The sequence below is a fragment of the uncultured Lamprocystis sp. genome, from assembly GCF_903933125.1.
Classification (GTDB): domain Bacteria; phylum Pseudomonadota; class Gammaproteobacteria; order Chromatiales; family Chromatiaceae; genus Thiodictyon.
In genome coordinates this window covers 1-18981 of the sequence record NZ_CAIZIZ010000180.1, presented here as the reverse complement: position 1 = coordinate 18981, position 18981 = coordinate 1, and the positions used below count along the sequence as shown (strand labels likewise).

Here is an 18981-nt window from a genome sequence, read left to right as displayed (position 1 = left end):
TTCGCGGTCACCGCGGCACCGCATCGCGGCGGGACGCCGCTCCCACGGGGGACATTCATCTTTCGGGGTAGCGGAACCATGATCATGCACGCGCACCACAGACCGGAGTTCGAGGCTTCAGCCGGACCCGGCACCGCCGCCCGCTAAAGCGTCGGCCTCCGGTTGCGTCGCCCGAATCCCCGGAGGTTGAGCCCGCGTGGTAGGAAATCCGTCGGTCCGCACAGCGGACCCTACAGGTCACGGTCTTACCGTAGGGTCCGCTGTGCGGACCCTCCGCGGCCGGCCGGAACGATGATCAAGACCCCGATACGCGCATCCGCAGCCGCGCCAATTCCGCCTCGGCATCGCGGGCGCGGGTCTCGGCCGCCGCCGCGCGCTCGGCCTCGGCGGCGAGTTGGCGGACAGCGGTTTCGGCCTGCGACTTGGCCGCCTGGGCTTCCGATTTTGCAGCTTTGCTTTCCGATTTGGCGGCTTCGGCCGCTGATCTGGCTGCTTCGGCTTCCGATTTGGCCGCTTCGGCCGCTGACTTGGCGGCCTCCGCTTCAGACTTGGCCGCTTCAGCCGCCAACCGGGCCGTTTCAGCCGCGGCAATGGCCGCCTCGGCCTCGGTCGGCAGCAGTTGCCCGTCAGGCGTCGCCCAACGAATCCAGCGGGTCTCGACACCGCCGTAGCTGCCGTCCCACCAGCACAGGTCGAGCCCCAGCAGCGGACTGGGTATCCGGCCCACGGTGCGCGGCAGCAGCGGTCGGTACCGCCCGTCCGCGAGGGTGAAGCCGGCGAAGTCCTCCGGGTTCCAGGGGTCGTACCAGAAATACTCGGCGACGCGCAGGCGGTCCTGATAGATGCGCTTTTTCTCGGTCGCTTTAAGGTATCTTTAAGCTTACAAGGCGTACGATTTGAATCCGAGGCGGCGCGTGCTATCCGTGAAAGCCTCATTCCATATCCCCAACTGCATCGACCCCGAGTCCCATGACCCGCTTGAGTGATATTCCGGTACAGGCCGAACCCGGCGAAAGCCAGGTCGTCGAGTCGCCCCTGGTGACAGCAATTCTGAATAACATTGCAAACACACTCGCGCAGTTCCTCACATCAAAAGTCGCTACCGCTATCGACTTGCGAGCCGTGCCGCATATGGATGCGGCCACCTACCAGTCCCTCAAGGATGCGTTGTCGGTGGGCGAGGTAAGCGCCAAAGTTGAGACCGATGTCACAATTGAAATCAGAGAAACGCAATATTCTGGAATATGGTGGGTCACGCATCGCAACGAGCAGGGCAGTATCGTGACGGAACTGATCGAAATCACGGATTTACCGGATATTTTGAAATCCCATGTTATCGACATGCGTGCCGGTTTGCAGCGTCTTCGACAGGCGCTCGCCGAGCCCTCACCGCCTTAGGGAATGGCGACGTCATCGACAGGACCGGTCCGGCAATCCACGGACTGAGCGGCTGCTTAGCCGGCAGGCCTAGGGCGGGGGTGGGCAGTCATCACCCCCGCGCCAAACACAAAATGCGGAGATACGACCATGAGCACCGATACACCGAGCAGATCGGATCACTCACAAATGCAGGTGGGTTCGGGCGACGACGTCACGTTCGACGAAGCAACGGCGGAGCGGCTATTGCAACTCGGCATCAGTCGGCGGCGCTTCATGTCCTACTGCGCGGGATTGGCGTCACTGCTCGCGTTGCCTCAATCGGTGGTACCACGACTGGCACAGGCCGCCACTTCAACGACCTTGCCTTCGGTCGTCTACATGTCATTTCAGGAATGCACGGGCTGCCTGGAGTCCATGGTCAACTCGTTTGCCTTCGGCGGCGGCACGACCATCGACAACCTGATTCTGAACATGATTTCGCTGGATTACCAGGAAACGCTGATGGCGGCGGCAGGTGATCAGGCGGAAGCGCAACTCCTGTCCGTCACCGCCAAGTCAGGTTATGTCCTGGTCGTGGATGGGTCCATTCCTGCACGCTGGGATAGCGGCTATTTCATCAGCGGTGAACGCAGCGGCGTTGCCCGCTTTCGAGAGGCCGCCAAGAAAGCGGCTTTGATCGTCGCAGTCGGAACCTGTGCGAGCTTTGGCGGTCTGCCAAAGGCTGACCCCAATCCAACTGATGCTCGTTCGATCGGCGATCTGATGGCGAACCTAAGAATTTCCAAGCCATTGATCAATGTCTCGGGGTGCCCTCCAATTCCCGAGGTGATTACCGGAGTCATCCTCTACTATTTGAGTAAAGGAATGCCAAAGCTGGACTCACTGCGCCGGCCCACGGTGTTCTATGGCGATACGGTTCATGAGGACTGCTATCGCAAAGAATCCTTTGAGGAGGGCCCATTAGCGCGGGCCTTCGATGACGCCAACTCCCGCAAAGGTAAGTGCCTGTATATGCTTGGGTGCAAGGGTCCGGTCACTCATAACGCCTGCTCACGTGTCCGCTGGAACCAGGGCACCAGTTTCCCGATGATGTCCGGACATGGGTGCATCGGGTGCTCAGAGCCGGATTTCTGGGATCGTCTCAACCGGAACAACGAAAAAGGGTTCTACATCCCGATCGCCTCAGGCTCGGGCCATAGTCGCGGCCTTCCGTGCAACACCTGTCATGACGATAACGGTGATGATGACGACTAGAACCACCGGGGGCCATCCGTCGGGTGGATTCCCTGCACCGCTGCCGCGAACACGAACAGATACGCAATGCCAGGAGAACGCGAATGGCTGCTACCCCGAATGTCATCATCGATCCCGTCACCCGCATTGAGGGTCATTTGCGCATACAAGCGCATGCCGTGCCGGACGGCAAGGGCGGCGGCACCATCACGGACCCCGGACTCAGCGCCAGTACGATGGTACGGGGGCTGGAAAAGATTCTCCAAGGCCGCGACCCACGGGATGCATGGGCTTTTACCCAACGGATCTGCGGCGTCTGCACCGTAGTGCATGGCTTGACCTCGGTGCGCGCCGTAGAGCACGCGATCGGCATCAAGGTATCCAAGAATGCCGACTACATCCGAAACATGATGATCGGCGCACAGTATGTCCACGATCATGTCATGCATTTCTACCATCTCCACGCGCTGGACTGGGTGGATGTGGTCAGTGCCATGAAAGCGAATCCGACCAGCACTGCCGCCTTGGCCAGGATCAACAATGGCACCTATAAGCCGAACAACGGCGCACTCCCGAACGCCGCCTATTTTCAGACTGTCCTGAGCAAGCTGAACAACCTGGTGAGCCGGGGTCAGCTTGGCCTCTTCGCGAATGGGTATTGGGGTCACTCCGCATACAAACTGAGCCCGGAAGAAAACCTGTTGCTTGTCTCCCACTATCTCGAGGCGCTGGCCTGGGCACGGGAGGTGGTCAAGCTACATACAGTCTTCGGCGGCAAGGATCCCCATCCCAATCTGGTGGTAGGCGGCATGCCCTGCACACTCAGCAGCAATACCGGGACGGTCAATGATGACAAGGGCGGCACCTCGCTCAACACCGCGGGCTTGGCGACCATCAAGACCGCCGTGGCAAGGATGAAGGCATTTGTCGATCAGGTCTATCTCCCCGACGTGATCTTGGTGGCGAAGCGGTATAAGGAGTGGGCTGATTTTGGCGCAACCGCTGGGAATTTTTTGTGCTACGGCGAGTTCCCGGACCCGGCGCTGGTGAAGCGGGAGTTCACTGATGGCGCGATCGACTATCCTGCCGGTTACATTTTTCCCCGAGGCGTCATCTGGGCACATGCGCCGACGACGCTGGCTCCCTTCGATGAGAAAAAAGTGACCGAGAACGTTGCCCATGCCTGGTATCTGGGCTCGGATACCGGTGAACATCCGTCCGTTGGCGAGACTGAGCTGTATTATGACGGACCCTTGCCTGATCAAGGCCGTAACCCGGATGGCACCTCAAAATACATGCTTGATGAAAATGCCAGGTATTCCTGGATCAAGTCACCCCGCTACGACGGTCAGCCGATGGAAGTCGGGCCGCTGGCACATATCTTGACAATGCATGCACGGGGCGGCACCGCGAACGCCCAGCCCACGGACAAGCTGGTTCGCGGGTATGTTCAGAAATTCTGGATCAATCCAACGGCGCAGGGCGGTCTGGGGCTCACCTTCACTCAGCTTAATTCGACCCTGGGGCGAATTTTCTGTCGCGTTCTGGAGACCAAGATCATCGCCGACCAGATCGCCGGTCGGGCGGCGGGTACCGCCGCCTATGCTGGATGGTATCAGCTTTATTACGACAACAGAGCGGGTGCCTATTGGAATCCCAACACCTTCACGCGCCTTCAACAGCCCACGCTGTGGCCCGTGCAGGTTGGATTCGGTTTCACTGAAGCACCGCGCGGGGCCCTGGGTCACTGGGTGAAGCTCAATCGTGTTTCGGGCCTGATCGATAACTACCAATGTGTTGTTGCCAGCCAATGGAACGCCGGGCCACGCGATCTCGACGGCGCGCCCGGGCCTTATGAAGAGGCCTTGCGCGGCCATGTCCTGGCCAATCTCAAGCAGCCGCTGGAGGTGCTGCGGACAATTCACAGCTTTGACCCCTGCATCGGTTGCGCGGTCCATATCGTCGACCCGGACGGCGAGCCGTTGGTACAGGTGGATGTGAATCATGGCGTCGGTTCGACCACCCGAGTGTCAGGCATGAGTTGCGCGTAGCAGGGTCAAGCCTTTCCGCGCGGCGGCAGCGGCGCGACATAGCCGACCACCAAGAGCAGCACGCCCACCGACAGGAAGGCGACGATGCGTGCCAGGGTACCTGAACTGGACAGGTCCACCAGGAATAGCTTGAGCACCACCACGGCCATGAGCGCGGCGCCGGCGAACCAAGCCCGGCGTTGCGCCAGGCGGTGGCCCAGCACCATGCAGATCAGCCCGGCCAAAGCCCAAAGTACGGCCAGCCCCGCCTGTACGGTCTGGGAGCCGAGCATGGCCGCGGGCGAGAACCCTACACCCAGCCAGTGATAGGCGGTCCGGAACCAGGCGCTGTTGAGCCAGAGAAACAGGGTGAGGCCCAGTGCCCAGGGGACGAAGGGCCAACGCCGGGCGGGTCGGTCCGGCGCCGCGGCAGCCGCGTCCGGGTCGACCCGATAGAGCCAATCGGCCAGGACCAGCAGAGCAAGCCCGATACCCATATCCAGCGGGTTCAGCAGCGGCAAGAAGGCCAAGGGAGCAGGGTCGCCCCGACTGACGAGACAGGACACCAGGACCCAGGCCCAGAGAAAGCACCCGACCGGCACCAGGGCCTGCTCCCGATACAGCCGCGGGTACGCCGACACCGGCCAGGGGAGCCGCCCGCCCAGGTGCCGCAGGATGAGCATCCCGGCCGCCGGGACCAGGGCCCAGGCCAGTGACGGCCAGGTGTCGGCACCCTGCATCCAGTGCTCCAGCCGCCAGGCAGACTCCCAGGCGAGCAGGATCAGGACCAGCCAAAGCCCGGCCTGATGCAGCAGGACGAGCAGCATGGGTTCGGACGCCGCCCCCTCCTCCTCCCGGCGCAGCAGATAGAGATGGCCCAGCAGTCCCGCCCCCCAGCCGACCAGACTCCAATCCGCGAATGGATGGTCGAGCGACCAGCCGGCCAGCGGTAACAGCAGGTAGAGCAGCGGCAGCAGTGCGCGTACCGGCCAGCGCAGATCCGTCCAGGGGAGCATCCGGCGCAACCAATCGGCGAGCAAGGCGGACACGGTGAAGCAGAGCGCCAGCACGGTGACCAACCGCGACACCTGGCCCACCTGATCGACGATCTCGGCGATCCAGGCGCCGTACCACCACAGCAACCCCCAAACCAGGAAGGGCCGATACAGCAGCACCTCCCACGGAACCGCGTCCGGGCGACGCTGGAGGTGCCACGCGGTGTAGAGCCCGGCGAGTGCGACGCCAAGCGCGCCAAGGAAGAGACCGTTCAGCATCGGCAAATCCGGCGGAGCTTCCCAGACGGCCAGGAGCAACGCCAGTGCCGCCCCGACCTGCAACAGATAACCGAACAGGCGGGGTGCGAGCCGGCCCTGACGGCCGCCCACCCACACCATGGCCGCCCCTTCCAAGGCCCACAGACCGGCGGTCCAGCGGGCATCCAGGGCCAAGGGCACAACCAGGGTGGCGAAGACCACGCCGATGGCCAGGAAGACCTCGGTCATCAGTCGCGGCACGGCGCCGCGGCGCGCGAACCCGAGGCCGGCCAGACCGATGTAGAAGACCGCCGCGGCGAACGCGCTCCAGGCCAGACCGTACTCATACCGCTGCACCAACCCTGTCTGGAGTGCGAACCCCACCAGCGGGACGCCGAACACCAGGCTCGCATCCACCTGGTCACGCGACTCCGTCGGTTGGCGGCGCGCAAACAGCAGGGCCACGGCCACATACAGCACCACAAAGGCGATCAGGAAGGGCTCGGTGCTGGTGAACTGGTCCGGCCGATAGAACCGGTAGCCCCACACCGAGGCGATGACGAAGGTAAAGACGAAGCCCACCCGGTTCAGCCCTTGCCAGGGGCGGAACCAGGCGATCACCAGAATGCCGAGATTGAGCACCAAATAGTAAGAGAAGAGGCCGACATGGCTATCGGTCCCCGCGGCGGTCAAGATCGGCGCCAGAAAGCCGCCGGCGGCGCCGAGCACCGCCAGCACCTGGGCGTTCTGAAGCACGGCCAGAGCGGCGGCACCGGCCGCCACCACCGCCAGGACGGCGAAGGCGGGACCGGGCGGAATCAGGGCATAGAGCCGCAGCGCCGCGAACACCGTGAGATAAAACAACCCGACCCCGCCGCCCTGCAGCGCCAGCCCGTAAAGCGGCCGCGACTGCCGCAGGCGCCAGCCGAGCGACAGCAGCAGGAGTCCGCCGACGGCGACTGCGCTCAGCCGCAGTTCGATGGGCAGCAGGGCGTGTTCCGCGGCAAGTTTGAGCAGAAAGGCGACGCCGAAGAACAACACCACCACGCCGGCCCGCACCATGAGGTTGCCGCCCAGGAGCCAGTCGCGGGCAAAGACCCACCAGGGCTCAGCGGCTGCGGGCGGCACCGCGGTGTCGGCACGCGCGGATCCGGCCCGGTCGGCGGGCCTATCCCACTCGGCGAGGATGTCGATCTCCCGCGCGGCAGCGGTCTCCGCGGTCGTGGTCGCGCGGAAGGGCGGCACGGACCGCGAGAAAAGCAGTGTGGAATCCGGTTCGGCGACCCGTTCAGTGGTCTGTTCAGTCGTCGGCCGCGGCGCCGGTACACTCTCACGCAAGCGTCTGAGCGCACGCTCAAGCTCCAGGGCGGCCACCCGCCGACGCAGATCGACGATCAGACCAAGGGCAAGACCGGCGAGCGCGGAGGCGAACCAGTCACCGAACAATGGCCCGCCGATGGCGATCCCGAGCAGTGCAAACAAGACGGGCAGCATCGCGACTCACTCCAGTTCCGACAGACGGCACCGGCAGGCTGACGAAACGCAGAAAAAACCAACTAAACTAAACTGTTGCTGGAACCGACACGATCACGCCGACGCCAGGTTGCACGTTGAACTGAAAATGTGCGTTCGCGCGCGTTATCAGACTACGGGGGACTTGACAAGAGCGCCGGTATATAAGAAACTGTTGATGTACTGAAGCGAACGCGCTTCGGTGCACTCCTCCATCCTCCTTTGGTGGTAACTTTAAGGCGCGACTCAGGTCGCGCTTTTTTTTGGTGCGGCGCCTGCCCCTCAGGGGATATCGAACCGCAGAAACTCCATGCTGAACTGGCCGCGTCCCTGGGTCTGACTGCGCAGCGTTGTGGTATAGCCGAGCAGAGCGGCAAGCGGCGCCTCGGCACGGATCGCGGCGTTGCCGTCGGCGGTGTCGCCAGTACGGGTTTCCAGGATCAGGGCGGCACGCGCCTGCAGATCCCCCAGGACCGCTCCCAGGTTCGCCTCCGGAATGATCACCTCCAGCGCCATCACCGGCTGCATGAGGACCGGCTGAGCCTCCTCCAACGCCTTGCGCAAGGCCTTGCCGGCTGCCGCCGCCAGGGCCTCCGGGGTGGAGCCCGCTCCGAACAACTCGGCCTCGCGGACCTGGACGGCCAGATCCATGAGCGCGGCGCCTTGCAGTGGGCCGGAGTCGAGCGCGCCGTGCAGACCCGACGCGATGGCCCGACGCTGCTCGTCACTCAGGACAGCGCCCTCAGGCAACACCCGCGGCGTCACGTCCACGCGCGTACCGGCACCGCGCGTCAGCGGCTCCACCGCCAGTGCGACCCGCGCCATGAGGTCCAGGTGTTTGCTGTCGGGCAGCGGCGGCGTCGTAAACAAGGCGTCGGCCGCCGCGCCGCGACGAATGGTCTCGCGCACCGCCACGGCCGGGCGCCCGCTGCGCACCTGCACCCCGAACTCACGCCCCAACCGCTCCAGGACCATCTGCAGATGCAATTCGCCCATCCCCTTGAGCAACCGCTGGCCGGTCTCAGGATCCTCTTCCACCGCCAGGGTGGGATCCTCCTGAGTGACCTTGTCCAGGACCTCCAGCAGGCGTTCCTCATCGGTCCCGGCGCCCGGTTCGATGGCCAGACCCAGGACCGGGGCGCGCGCCTCGATCCGCTCCAGACCGATCAGGTGACCGGGAGCACACAGGGTATCGCCGGTCGTGGCGAAGCGCAGACCGGCGATCAGGACGATCTGACCCGGCTCGGCCTGATCGACCTTGGTCTTCTTGCCGGCGTCGATGTCGAACAGGCGGGCGGCCTGTTCACGGCGGGTTTGGCCATCCGGTCCGACGAATTCCACCGGGTCGCCTGCTTTCAGGGTATTGCGATAAATCCGGGCAAACACATGGCGCCGACCATCCCAGAGCTGCACCTTGAAAGCCAGCGCAACCAGGGGACCGTCTCCGCCCAGCACCACCTCCTCGCTGCCGCCGTCGGGGCGGCGGCCGATGGCGGGCGGGCGGTCGAGAGGGGCCGGCAGGAAGTCGATCACCCCGTCCAGCACCGGCTGGACCCCGAGATTGCGCAAGGCACTGCCGCCGTAACAGGGAAACAAGCGCCCGGCCAGGGTTCCGCGACGGATGGCAGCGCGCAGGACCTCAGGCTCCGGTGTCTCGCCCGCCAGCACCTGCTCGATCAGGGACTCATCGAACTCGGCGGCGGCCAGACCCAGGGCCTCCCGGTCGGCGGCCAGTTGCGCCCATAGGTCGTCGGGGCAGGGCTGGGCCTCCAGCAACTCGCCTTGCTCGCCCATGAAACGAATCAGCGTCCGGTCGATCAAATGGACCACTGCCTGTTCGTCGGGCAGCGGGACCGTGATCGGCGCGGGTTCACCCTTGAGACGCTGCCTGATGGCCGCCAACGCCTGCCGATAGTCGGCACCGGGACGATCCATCTTATTGATGAAAAAGAGCGCCGGAAGATTGAATCGGGCACGCTGGCGCCACACGGTCTCGGTCTGGGGCTCGACGGCGCGCACCCCGTCCAGAACCAGGATGCAGCCGTCCTGCACCCGCATGGCACGCTCCACCTCGATGGTGAAGTCGACATGACCGGGGGTATCCACCACCTGGATCAGGTGTTCCCGCCACGGCGCCTTGGTGACCGCCGCGGTGATGGTGATGCCGTGACGCTGCTCCTCGGCCAGGTAATCCATGTGAGCGGCCCCATCATGGACCTCACCGATTTTGTAGGAAGCGCCGGTGTAAAACAGGATACGCTCGGTCAGCGTGGTCTTGCCGGCATCCACATGAGCCGCGACCCCGATATTGCGGACGTGCGACAATCGCGACAATTTCTTCATCATGCTTACGAGGTAATAGAGTGAACAATCTGAATATAAACAGGCAACCCGACCGGAAGCGACCGCACGCCGCGGCGCCCGCCAGGGCACGAGGCGGTCGCTGGCTGGCCGGCGCCGCGGCCCTGGGCCTGAGTCTCGGCCAAGTCTGGGCACCCGGCGTCCAGGCCGATACCTTCCGGCTGGCGCACCCGGGTGATAGCGTGATCGGCGTGCCCTTCTATGTAAAGAGCCGCAATCACGACACCCTGCTGGACATCGGACGGCAGAACCAGTTGGGCTATCAGGATATGGACCAGGCGAACCCCAAGGTCGACATCTGGGTGCCGGGCGACGGCAGCGATGTGTTGATTCCGACCTTTTTCGTCCTGCCCAACACCCCGCGCCGCGGTCTGGTACTGAACCGCCCGGAGATGCGCCTGTATTACTACCCACCCGGCAACCCGGACGAGATCCAGAGCTATCCGATCAGCATCGGGCGTGAGGGCTGGAGTACGCCGCTCGGAACCTTCTCCATTTCCAAGAAAGTCAAAGACCCCACCTGGACGCCGCCGGCCTCGATTCGGGCTGAGCACGCGGCCAATGGTGACATTCTGCCGGCGGTGGTGCCCGCCGGTCCTGACAATCCGCTGGGGCAGTTCGCCATGCGGCTGTCCGTTCCCGGCTATCTGATCCACGGCACCAATAAACCCTGGGGCTTGGGAATGCAGGTCAGCCACGGCTGTATCCGCATGAACAACGAGGGGATTGAGGAATTGTTCCCGCAGGTGAGCGAGGGCACGACGGTGATGATCGTCGACCAACCCTACAAGCTCGGATGGCTTGGGGATGACCTCTATCTGGAGGTCCACATCGACGACGAAAGCAAACGGAAGGCGGCGCGCTCGGTCATCCCGGAGTCGGTGGCGAACGCTGATGGGCTGACGATGGACTGGAAGGCGGTGGAGCAGGCGGTCAAGGAAAACACCGGCCTCCCGCAACTTGTGGGAAGCCGGCGCAGTTCAGCCGACAGGCTTCACTTGGACATGATTTTCTGATACATGCGATCCAGACGCTCGGTGTTGGCATCGCAGCAGGCCTGGGCGCCCTTGGCGGCGTCGAGGGCTTGCTGAGCCATCTCACGAGCGGTGGAGTCGGTGCAGGCGCTCAGTAGGGAGGCGCCAATCAGGGCAGCGGCGGACAGGGAAGCGAGCTTGACGATCTTGGTCATCGGTAGAATCTCCAAAGGTTGAGCCAATCGGCTCTCTTTTTATACCACAGGTTCGGGTTTTTCCGAATCCCCCATACTGCATCCGTTACACCAAAACGATGCGAGGGATGCCCGGTGGATCAAGATCCGATTGTGCGCTCCTGGCGAACCGTGAACGGTTTGACCGAAAGAGTCGGACCCGGTGTGTAAGCTTGCGTGAAAAACACCCGAACTGCAACATCCGATCGAGCGAAACCACACGAAATTTCCGGAACTGCCTTGACGAAGCGCCAGCTTGTAATGAAAACACGTTCATACGCGGCAAGCTCTGGTCACGGGGTTGTCGCTGGAACGCCGGGTTGCGCTCGGGCACAATCTTGGTCCACGCTGGGGATCCAGGCCCACGATCCCGACAGGCCCTATGCCGAGGTCCACAATTTATGCGCCGCTACTATGGTCGCCCGCTGGACGACCCGTCGATGTCGCCGTTCCGCTGTGATGGCTACGTCGCGGAAGGCCAGATCCGCGACGACCGGGGTGAGCCCATTCCGCTCGCCGCCCTCCCGCCGTTCCTGCGCGCCCTCCTGGTCACCGACGGGACCGTCACCAAAATTCTGGAAGCCTATTTTTGGGAACCCGTGGCCGTCGACACCCTGGAGCAACGCTTCGAGACGGCGCAGGCCGCGGTGCCCTGGATTGGTCTGACGCCGGGGACCCGGTGCCTGGTCCGCGATGCCCGCCTGCGCGGCGTCCATAGCGGGCGCGCCTTTGCCGAGGCCTTGTCGCTGATCCGCACCGAACTGATCCCCGAGGACTTTCGCCGCCGTCTGATCGACCGCGAGATCGGCATTGGTGCACTGATCCGTGACAGCGGGCTCGAGAGCTATCGGGAGGTGCTCGACGTCGGGGTCGAGCGGGACGCGGAAGGGGAGGTCGGCGAATCGGTGTTCCGCACCTACCGCATCATCATCGGCGGTCACCCCGTGATCCTCATCACTGAACGCTTTGCACTGGCGTTGTTTCAGGGCGACACGCCGCGATCACCGCCGGGGCGCCCGTCGGACACGCGGCAGACGCCCGCCTGAGCAAGCGTGTTTCCCCGTTCACCTAGGTTGCACTTCCTCGCGCACGACCGCGCCAGACCTGCCGTCGCGGCGCCCCGCGATACCGTCCGTCTGAACGAGACCCCGGAGGGTGTCGACCTGGGTTTGCGCCCGGCCGGCCCGACGGTGCGTGCCCTGGCACTGACCATTGACGGCGGTATTCGACTCCTGGTCTACCTGGCCCTTACGCCGCTGGCAGCCTTCGCCGGTCTCGGGGCCGGGATGATCCTGATCACCAGCTTCCTGCTCGAATGGTGCTATCCGGTGGTCTTTGAAGTCTGGACCGGGGCCACCCCCGGCAAACGCACGCTGGGGTTGATGGTCGTCCACGACGACGGCACCCCGGTGGGGCTGCCCGCGTCGTTGATCCGCAACCTCTTGCGAGTCATCGATTTTCTACCGCTGTTTTACGGTGTCGGCTTAGTCTGCACCCTGGCCGATCGGGATTTCCGCCGACTCGGCGATCTGGCGGCCGGCACCCTGGTCATCCATGCGGAAGACCGCATGGCCCGCCCCGCGGCCCTCGCCGCACACCGCGACACGCCCCCTCGACCGCCGCCCGCCGGCTTGTCGCTGACCGCCGCGCAGGCGATCCTCGCCTTCGACGAACGGGCGGCGCGGCTGTCGGCGGCGCGACGCATCGAACTGGCCGAAATCCTGCTCGCCCGGTTTCCCCCCGCCGCGGATGGCCAGACCTGGCCGAGTGGACCCGCCGCGGTTGCGCTGGTCGCCGGTTACGCAAGCTGGCTGACCAAGGGCCGCTGAACCATGCGACAACAACCCTTCGCAGCGGACCGGGCGGACCGGTGGGAGGAGTACCGTCAACTCCTCGACACACTGGAGCGCCGTGGCCGCGGATCGGACCCGGCGCCGGTCCGTTTTCCGGCGCTTTACCGCCGGCTGTGCGCCGACTATGCCCTGGCCCGAGCACGTCATTACAGCCCAGGGCTGATCGCCGAACTGCACGCCCTGGTCCGGCGCGGCTACCGTTGTCTGTACCAGCGTCGGCCCGCGCTGCTGGCCCCGACCCTGGCCTTTATGGCGGCCGGATTTCCCCGTACGCTGCGCCGTCATGCGCCGGTTTTCTGGCTGGCCGCGGCCTTACTGTTCCTGCCCATGGCGATCATGGGAGTCGCCTGCTACCAGAATGGGGAACTGATTTACAGCCTCATGGACAGCAGCGAGGTGACCGATCTGGAAGCACTCTACGACCCGCAGAACCGCAAGGTCGGACGCGCCGCGCAGCGCCAGGCGGACACCGATTTTCAGATGTTCGGCTATTACGTGATGAACAACATCGGTATCGGGTTCCGCACCTTTGCCGGCGGACTGCTGCTGGGACTCGGCAGCGTGATCATTCTGCTGTTCAACGGGCTGGCGATCGGCGCCGCGGCCGGCCACCTGACGCGACTGGGTTTCGAGTCGACCTTCTGGCCCTTTGTCAGCAGTCACGCGCCCTATGAGCTGACCGCCATCGCCATCAGCGGGGCGGCCGGACTCCTGCTCGGCCAGGCATTGATCGCCCCCGGACGCCGCACCCGCCTGGCCGCCCTGCGCGCCAACGCGCGCGACGCGGTGGTGCTGGTCGGCGGGGCCGCGCTGATGCTGCTGCTGGCCGCGGTGGTGGAGGCCTTCTGGTCCGGCGGCGGCGCGCCAGCCGAAGTCAAGTACGGGGTCGGCGCCTTGGGCTGGATGCTGGTCGCCGGCTATCTGAGCCTGGCCGGCAGAGGTGACCCTCATGGAGCTTGACCGGGCCGCTGCCGTCCTGCGCCCGCGCCGCTCCTGGGAGGGCGTGGATCTGGGCTTCACGCTGGCGCGCCTGTGGTTCCCGACCCTCTGGCTGTTGTGGTGGCTGGGGATCTTGGTGCTGGCGCTCCCGGCCTTGGCCCTGGTCGGGGGACAAGCCGATTGGTGGCTGGTGCTGGTCTGGTGGTTCAAGCCGCTCTACGAGGCCCCACTGGTGTTCTGGAGCAGCCGCGCGCTGTTCGGCGAGCCGGTGGCGCTGCGCGACGTCGGCGTCATCTTCAGATCCGCCTGGACCCGCCGACTGCTCCCCTATCTGCTCTGGCGCCGGCTCAGTGTCAGCCGCTCGTTCAATCTGCCCATCGTCCTGCTGGAAGGACTGCACGGGACGGCCGTGCGTCGCCGCCGTCGGGTCCTGATCGAGGGCGACGGGACCCCCGCCTGGTTGACGCTGATCTGCTATCACTTCGAGGCCATCCTCTGGGGCGGACTGCTGCTTGGCCTGTATTTTCTGATCCCCGCGGGCCTGCCGGACATCGATCTGGCCGCCGCCGTGACCGATGAGCAATCCTGGCCCTATTGGCTGAGCAGCGCCTGTTACCTGCTCGCCGCCTCGGTGATCGCGCCCTTCTATATCTGTGGCGGCTTTGCGCTTTATATCGGCCGCCGCACCGAACTGGAAGCCTGGGACCTCGAACTCGCCTTTCGCCAGGCGGGAAGCGCCGGGTCGACACCGCGGACCGGAACACCGGGCCGGCAGGGACGACGCACCGGGCCTGGCCGACCCTCGACCATGACGCTCGTCAGCACCCTGTTGATCGCCCTGACGGTGACCTGGCCGGGCGGCGGACTTCAGGCCGCGACACCCGCGACACCCTGGCCGGACGCTGCCGGGGCGCGGGCGATCATCGCCGAGGTCCTCGCCGACGAGACCTTCGGCCGCACCCGTGAGCTGACCGTCTGGGTGCCCATCACCGGACCGGATGAGGCACCCACCGAGACGCCACCCTGGCTGCGGTGGCTGGGCGAGCTGGCGCTGCTCCTCGGACCGCTGTTGAAGTGGCTGCTGATCAGCTGCGCCGTCGCCGCGGTCGCGCTGCTGGCGCGCCGCATCCTGCGCGACTGGCGGCCCGAGACACGACGGCGACGGCAGCGCTCGCCGGTCGTCGGCGCGGCGTCCCCGGCGACTGACTTCCATCAGACCCCGACCGACCTGGCCGCCGCGGTGCGCGCACGCCTCGCCGCCGGGGATGCACGCGGTGCACTGGCGCTGCTCTATCGCGGCAGCATCGCGCACCTGTCGCGGTGCGCTGTCGCGATCCCGGAGGGCGCCACCGAGGGCGAGGTCCTGCGCCTGGCGGCCTATCATCTGAACGCATCCGAGCTGGCGCCGTTGCGCCATCTGACGCGCGATTGGGAGGCCCTGGCCTACGCGCGGCGGGCGCCGGATCCGGACCAGATCACCGCGCACCTCGCCGCCTGGCTGCGCTGGACCGACACGGCCGCGCCGACACCGGACGGAGCCGACCATGGCGCCTGAGCGACGCACCCTGGCGCTGGTGCTGACCGGTCTGCTCCTGATCGGCATGGCGGCCTTCACCGCCTGGTTTCTGACCAACTTCGAGCGCCGGACCCGGGAGGTCCCGATCGGTGCCGCCGCGGCCGCCCGCCGCAATCCGATGCTCGCGGCCGAGCGCTTCCTCACCCGCCTGGGGATTGCGGTGGAGAGCAGTGCCGGCCGTGGTTTGCTGCGGCAACTCCCGCCCGTCACCGACACCCTGGTCGTCAATGGCCTGGGGCCGCTCAGCACGGAGCGCCAGGCGGCGCTGCGCACCTGGCTCCAGGACGGCGGCCGGCTGGTGGTGGAAGCGGTCGACCTGTGGGACGATGCAGGCGATGCGGAGGCGTCGTCCGATGATGCGACTCCGGCCGCCGCGCCGGATCCGGACGACCTGCCCGGCGCCTTCGGGATCAGGCTGCGTGAGACCAAGGAGAAGTCCGACGAGGGCGCCCGCGATGACCTTGATCAAGTCTTGACCAAGGCGGTCTGGATGCCCGGCAGCGAGCCGCTGAGCGTCGCCTTTCATCCGGACTGGTACCTGGACGCCGCCGGCGTCGCGGGCGCGACCGAGATCATTGCCGGAGAGCGAACGCGCATGGTGCGCCTGCCGGTCGGCGCAGGCATGCTCACGGTGTCGAGCGACCACCTGTTCCTCACCAACGACCGGATCGGGCGCCACGACCACGCCCTGTTTCTCGCCTATCTGGTTGAACCGGCCCCCGGCGGCAAGGTCTGGCTGCTCTACGACAGCGCGGTTCCCTGGCTCGGGACCCTCCTGTGGACCGCGGCACCGGCAGGCATCAGCGCGGCGGCGATCCTGGTCCTGGTGTGGGTCTGGTCGTTGGGCGCGCGGCTTGGACCGCTGGAGCAGGCCCCGAACCGGCGGCGGCGCGACCTGATCGAGCACCTGGATGCCGCCGGGGCCTTCCTGTGGCGTCATGGGCGCGCCGCCGGACTGGTCGAGGCGACGCGGCGACAGGTCTTCGCGGTCTGGCAACGGCGCCGCCCGGACCTGCATCCACTGGCGCAACACGACCAGATCGCCGGCATCGCCGCGGCCAGCGGATTATTACCGCAACAGGTGAGTGCAGCCCTGACGACCCAGGCCGATGACGCCCATGACTTCATCGAGCAGACCAAGGTCCTCAAGGCGCTCTGGCACGGGGCCAGGCCGCGGCGCCCGTGAGCCTGGTGGTTAGTGGTTAGTGGTTAGTGGTTAGTGGTTAGTGGTTAGTGGCAGAGTGCGCTGGAACTCCAGCAGACTCAATCTGGCGGCTTGATCCATCGGATGACTGTGACGGGACATCGCCTGAGGTGGCGTGAATGAGCGAATCGGACACTGGATTGGATGAGGCGGTCGCACGGGCCGCGGCACACCTGCAAGCCCTGGAGGCCGCGGTTGGGCGCGCGCTGGTGGGACAGCGCCAGGTGCTCCGGGAGTCGGTCGTGGCGCTGGCGGCAGCCGGTCATTGCCTGCTCGAAGGCGTGCCGGGGGTCGGCAAAACGCTCTTGGTGCGCGGCCTGGCGCAGGCCCTGGGCGGACGTTTTGCGCGCATCCAGTTCACGCCCGACCTGATGCCGAGCGACGTCACCGGACACGCCTTATTCGACATGAAAACCGAGGAGTTCCGCATCCGCCGCGGCCCCATCTTCTGCAACCTGCTGCTGGGCGACGAAATTAACCGTGCCCCGGCCAAGACGCAGGCGGCCTTGCTCGAAGCGATGCAGGAACAGCAGGTCACCATCGAGGGCCAGCCGCTGCCCCTGCCCGCGCCCTTCCTGGTCTATGCCACCCAGAATCCGATCGAGCAGGAGGGCACCTATCCCTTGCCCCAGGCCCAACTCGACCGCTTCCTGCTCAAGATTTTCATCGACTACCCCGGCGAGCAGGAGGAGCTTGACCTGGTGCGCCAGGTCACCAACGGGCAGATCGGCGACCAACTCGACACCTCGCGGGTAAGCCGGGTGCTGAACACCCAGGACATCACCGCGGTGCAAGTCGTCGCGGCGCGCCTGCGCATGGACGACAGCGTGCTGCACTATGCGGTGCGCCTGATCCGCGCCGCGCGCGACTGGCAGGGCATCGACACCGGCCCCGGACCGCGCGCCGGCATCGCCCTGGTCCGGGCCGCCCGCGGCCATGCGCTGGCCGAGGGCAAGGCCTTCGTGACCCCGGACGATGTCAAAGCGATGGCGCCGGCCGTCCTGCGCCATCGCATCAAGCTCACCGCCGATCTGGAGATCGAGGGCTACCGACCGGACGACGTCCTCGGCGACCTGCTGGCGGCCGTACCAGCGCCGCGCTCGTAGGGTCCGCTACGCGGACCGCCCCTTCTGCCGACTCGCTACTCGCTACTCGCTACTCGCTACTCGCTACTCGCTACTCTCTACTCTCCACTCGCCATGACCCCCCGCCCCCCCCTCGTCATCGCCCTCGCCGCCTGGACCGCCGTCGGCATCGCCGCCACCTGGCAGCCTTGGGCCTGGGTCCTCTGGCAATGGGGCGGGGTACTGATCGCCGGGGTCGCGCTCGCCGACCTGCTCGCCCTGCGGCGCTTGCCCGACCCGCTGCTGCGCCGACACATGGGCCGCACCCTGCCGCTGGGCGTCTGGAGCCCGGTACGGCTGGAAGTCGGCAATCCGTCCGCTCAGACGCTGCGACTGCGCGTGCACGACCTCCACCCCGCCGCGTTCGCCGCACGGGGGCTGCCTGTTGAGCTTCGGCTGCCACCCGGCGGACAGACCGAGGTCCAGTACCGCCTGTCCCCGCCCGAGCGCGGCGACTTCCCGATGACCGGCTGCGCGGTCGCCACCCGGTCACCCCTGGGGCTCTGGGTCCGCACCCGCTGCCTGCCGCCGACGCAGACACTGCGGGTCTTTCCCAACTTCGCCGAGATCAGCCGCTACACCCTGCTCGCCGCCAACGATCAACTGGCCCAACTCGGCGTGCGCCGACTCCAGCGCCGCGGCAGCGGGGCCGAGTTCCACCAGTTGCGAGAATATCGCGAGGGGGACTCCCTGCGTCAGATCGACTGGAAAGCGACCTCGCGGATGCGTAAAGTCATCGCCCGCGAGTATCAGGACGAGCGCGACCAGCGCCTGCTGTTCCTGCTCGACTGCGGCCGGCGCATGCGCCACCGCGACGCCGCGCAAGGCCGCGGCCACCTGGACGAGGCGCTGAACGCCCTGCTGCTGCTCGCCTATGTCGCGGTCCGCCAGGGGGACGCGGTCGGACTCATGACCTATGGCGGACCGCGCCGCTGGTTCGCCCCGCGCAAAGAGCCCGCCACGGTGAACCGACTGCTGGAGGCGGTCTACGACCTGCAACCCAGCCTGGAAGCCGCGGACCCGCTGGCCGCAGCCCGCACCCTGCTGGCCGCCATGCCGCGGCGCGCCCTGGTGGTGATCCTGACCAACAGTCGGGACGAGGATCAGGAGGGCCTGGAGCAGGCCGCCCAACTCCTGCGCCGCCGTCATCTGGTGGTGGTCGCCGATTTGCGCGAGGCCGCCCTGGATCGGGCACTGGAAGCGCCGATCGGGAACCTTGAGGAGGCGTTACGCTTCCACAGCGTCCACGGCTGGCTCGCCCAGCGCCAGCGGCACCAGGAGCGCCTGCAGCACCTGGGCATCCAGTCGC

General features: G+C 66.0%; 15 protein-coding genes. 11 read left to right on the top strand and 4 right to left on the bottom strand.

Translation table 11 applies throughout. The features are described from left to right. Positions 1-295: 295 nt before the first annotated feature. The gene (locus QZY03_RS09080) at positions 296-727 is read right to left on the bottom strand and encodes a hypothetical protein (protein WP_295580221.1); all 432 of its coding nucleotides are present in this window, start codon (positions 725-727) and stop codon (positions 296-298) included. Between the two features lie 242 nt (positions 728-969). On the opposite strand from QZY03_RS09080, the gene QZY03_RS09075 reads away from it, so the two are divergent. From QZY03_RS09075 to QZY03_RS09065, 3 genes are all read left to right on the top strand, one after another. After that, on the top strand, positions 970-1398 hold the full coding sequence (locus tag QZY03_RS09075) for a hydrogenase expression/formation C-terminal domain-containing protein (protein WP_295580219.1): 429 nt from the start codon (positions 970-972) through the stop codon (positions 1396-1398). A gap of 129 nt (positions 1399-1527) precedes the next feature. Continuing rightward, a complete protein-coding gene (locus tag QZY03_RS09070; RefSeq protein WP_295580217.1) occupies positions 1528-2634 on the top strand; it encodes a hydrogenase small subunit in 1107 nt (368 codons plus the stop codon). 83 nt (positions 2635-2717) lie between these two features. Beyond that, a complete protein-coding gene (locus tag QZY03_RS09065; protein WP_295580224.1) occupies positions 2718-4664 on the top strand; it encodes a nickel-dependent hydrogenase large subunit in 1947 nt (648 codons plus the stop codon). A gap of 5 nt (positions 4665-4669) precedes the next feature. Here QZY03_RS09065 and QZY03_RS09060 read toward each other — a convergent pair whose 3' ends face one another. Further along, a complete protein-coding gene (locus tag QZY03_RS09060; protein WP_295580216.1) occupies positions 4670-7390 on the bottom strand; it encodes a DUF2339 domain-containing protein in 2721 nt (906 codons plus the stop codon). A 300-nt stretch (positions 7391-7690) separates the two neighbouring features. Then, positions 7691-9751 carry a translation factor GTPase family protein gene (locus QZY03_RS09055; protein WP_295580223.1) on the bottom strand — a complete coding sequence of 687 codons (2061 nt, stop codon included), beginning with the start codon at positions 9749-9751 and terminating at the stop codon, positions 7691-7693. Positions 9752-9771: 20 nt separating this feature from the next. Between QZY03_RS09055 and QZY03_RS09050 the strand changes: the two genes are divergently transcribed. Next, complete coding sequence (locus tag QZY03_RS09050; RefSeq protein ID WP_295580214.1) at positions 9772-10785, top strand: L,D-transpeptidase family protein; 1014 nt, start codon at positions 9772-9774, stop codon at positions 10783-10785. Here QZY03_RS09050 and QZY03_RS09045 read toward each other — a convergent pair. Next, positions 10764-10958, bottom strand: a complete 195-nt coding sequence (locus QZY03_RS09045) for an alanine-zipper protein (protein ID WP_020507086.1) — start codon at positions 10956-10958, stop codon at positions 10764-10766. The two genes, QZY03_RS09050 and QZY03_RS09045, sit on opposite strands and share 22 nt — an antisense overlap. A 419-nt stretch (positions 10959-11377) precedes the next feature. Between QZY03_RS09045 and QZY03_RS09040 the strand changes: the two genes are divergently transcribed. The 7 genes from QZY03_RS09040 to QZY03_RS09010 all read left to right on the top strand — a co-directional run. Then, complete coding sequence (locus QZY03_RS09040) at positions 11378-12022, top strand: chorismate pyruvate-lyase family protein (protein ID WP_295580211.1); 645 nt, start codon at positions 11378-11380, stop codon at positions 12020-12022. 27 nt (positions 12023-12049) lie between these two features. Further along, positions 12050-12805 carry an RDD family protein gene (locus tag QZY03_RS09035; RefSeq protein WP_295580210.1) on the top strand — a complete coding sequence of 252 codons (756 nt, stop codon included), beginning with the start codon at positions 12050-12052 and terminating at the stop codon, positions 12803-12805. 3 nt (positions 12806-12808) lie between these two features. Continuing rightward, complete coding sequence (locus QZY03_RS09030; RefSeq protein WP_295580208.1) at positions 12809-13789, top strand: stage II sporulation protein M; 981 nt, start codon at positions 12809-12811, stop codon at positions 13787-13789. After that, positions 13779-15323, top strand: coding sequence for a DUF4129 domain-containing protein (locus QZY03_RS09025; protein WP_295580206.1), 1545 nt, complete (start codon positions 13779-13781; stop codon positions 15321-15323). The genes QZY03_RS09030 and QZY03_RS09025 overlap by 11 nt, the downstream gene beginning before the upstream one ends. Next, positions 15313-16530 carry a DUF4350 domain-containing protein gene (locus QZY03_RS09020; protein WP_295580204.1) on the top strand — a complete coding sequence of 406 codons (1218 nt, stop codon included), beginning with the start codon at positions 15313-15315 and terminating at the stop codon, positions 16528-16530. The genes QZY03_RS09025 and QZY03_RS09020 overlap by 11 nt, the downstream gene beginning before the upstream one ends. Before the next feature lie 137 nt (positions 16531-16667). Then, positions 16668-17654, top strand: coding sequence for a MoxR family ATPase (locus QZY03_RS09015; RefSeq protein WP_295580203.1), 987 nt, complete (start codon positions 16668-16670; stop codon positions 17652-17654). Positions 17655-17747: 93 nt separating this feature from the next. Then, a partial coding sequence (locus tag QZY03_RS09010) for a DUF58 domain-containing protein (RefSeq protein ID WP_295580202.1) occupies positions 17748-18981 on the top strand: 1234 nt, incomplete at its 3' end.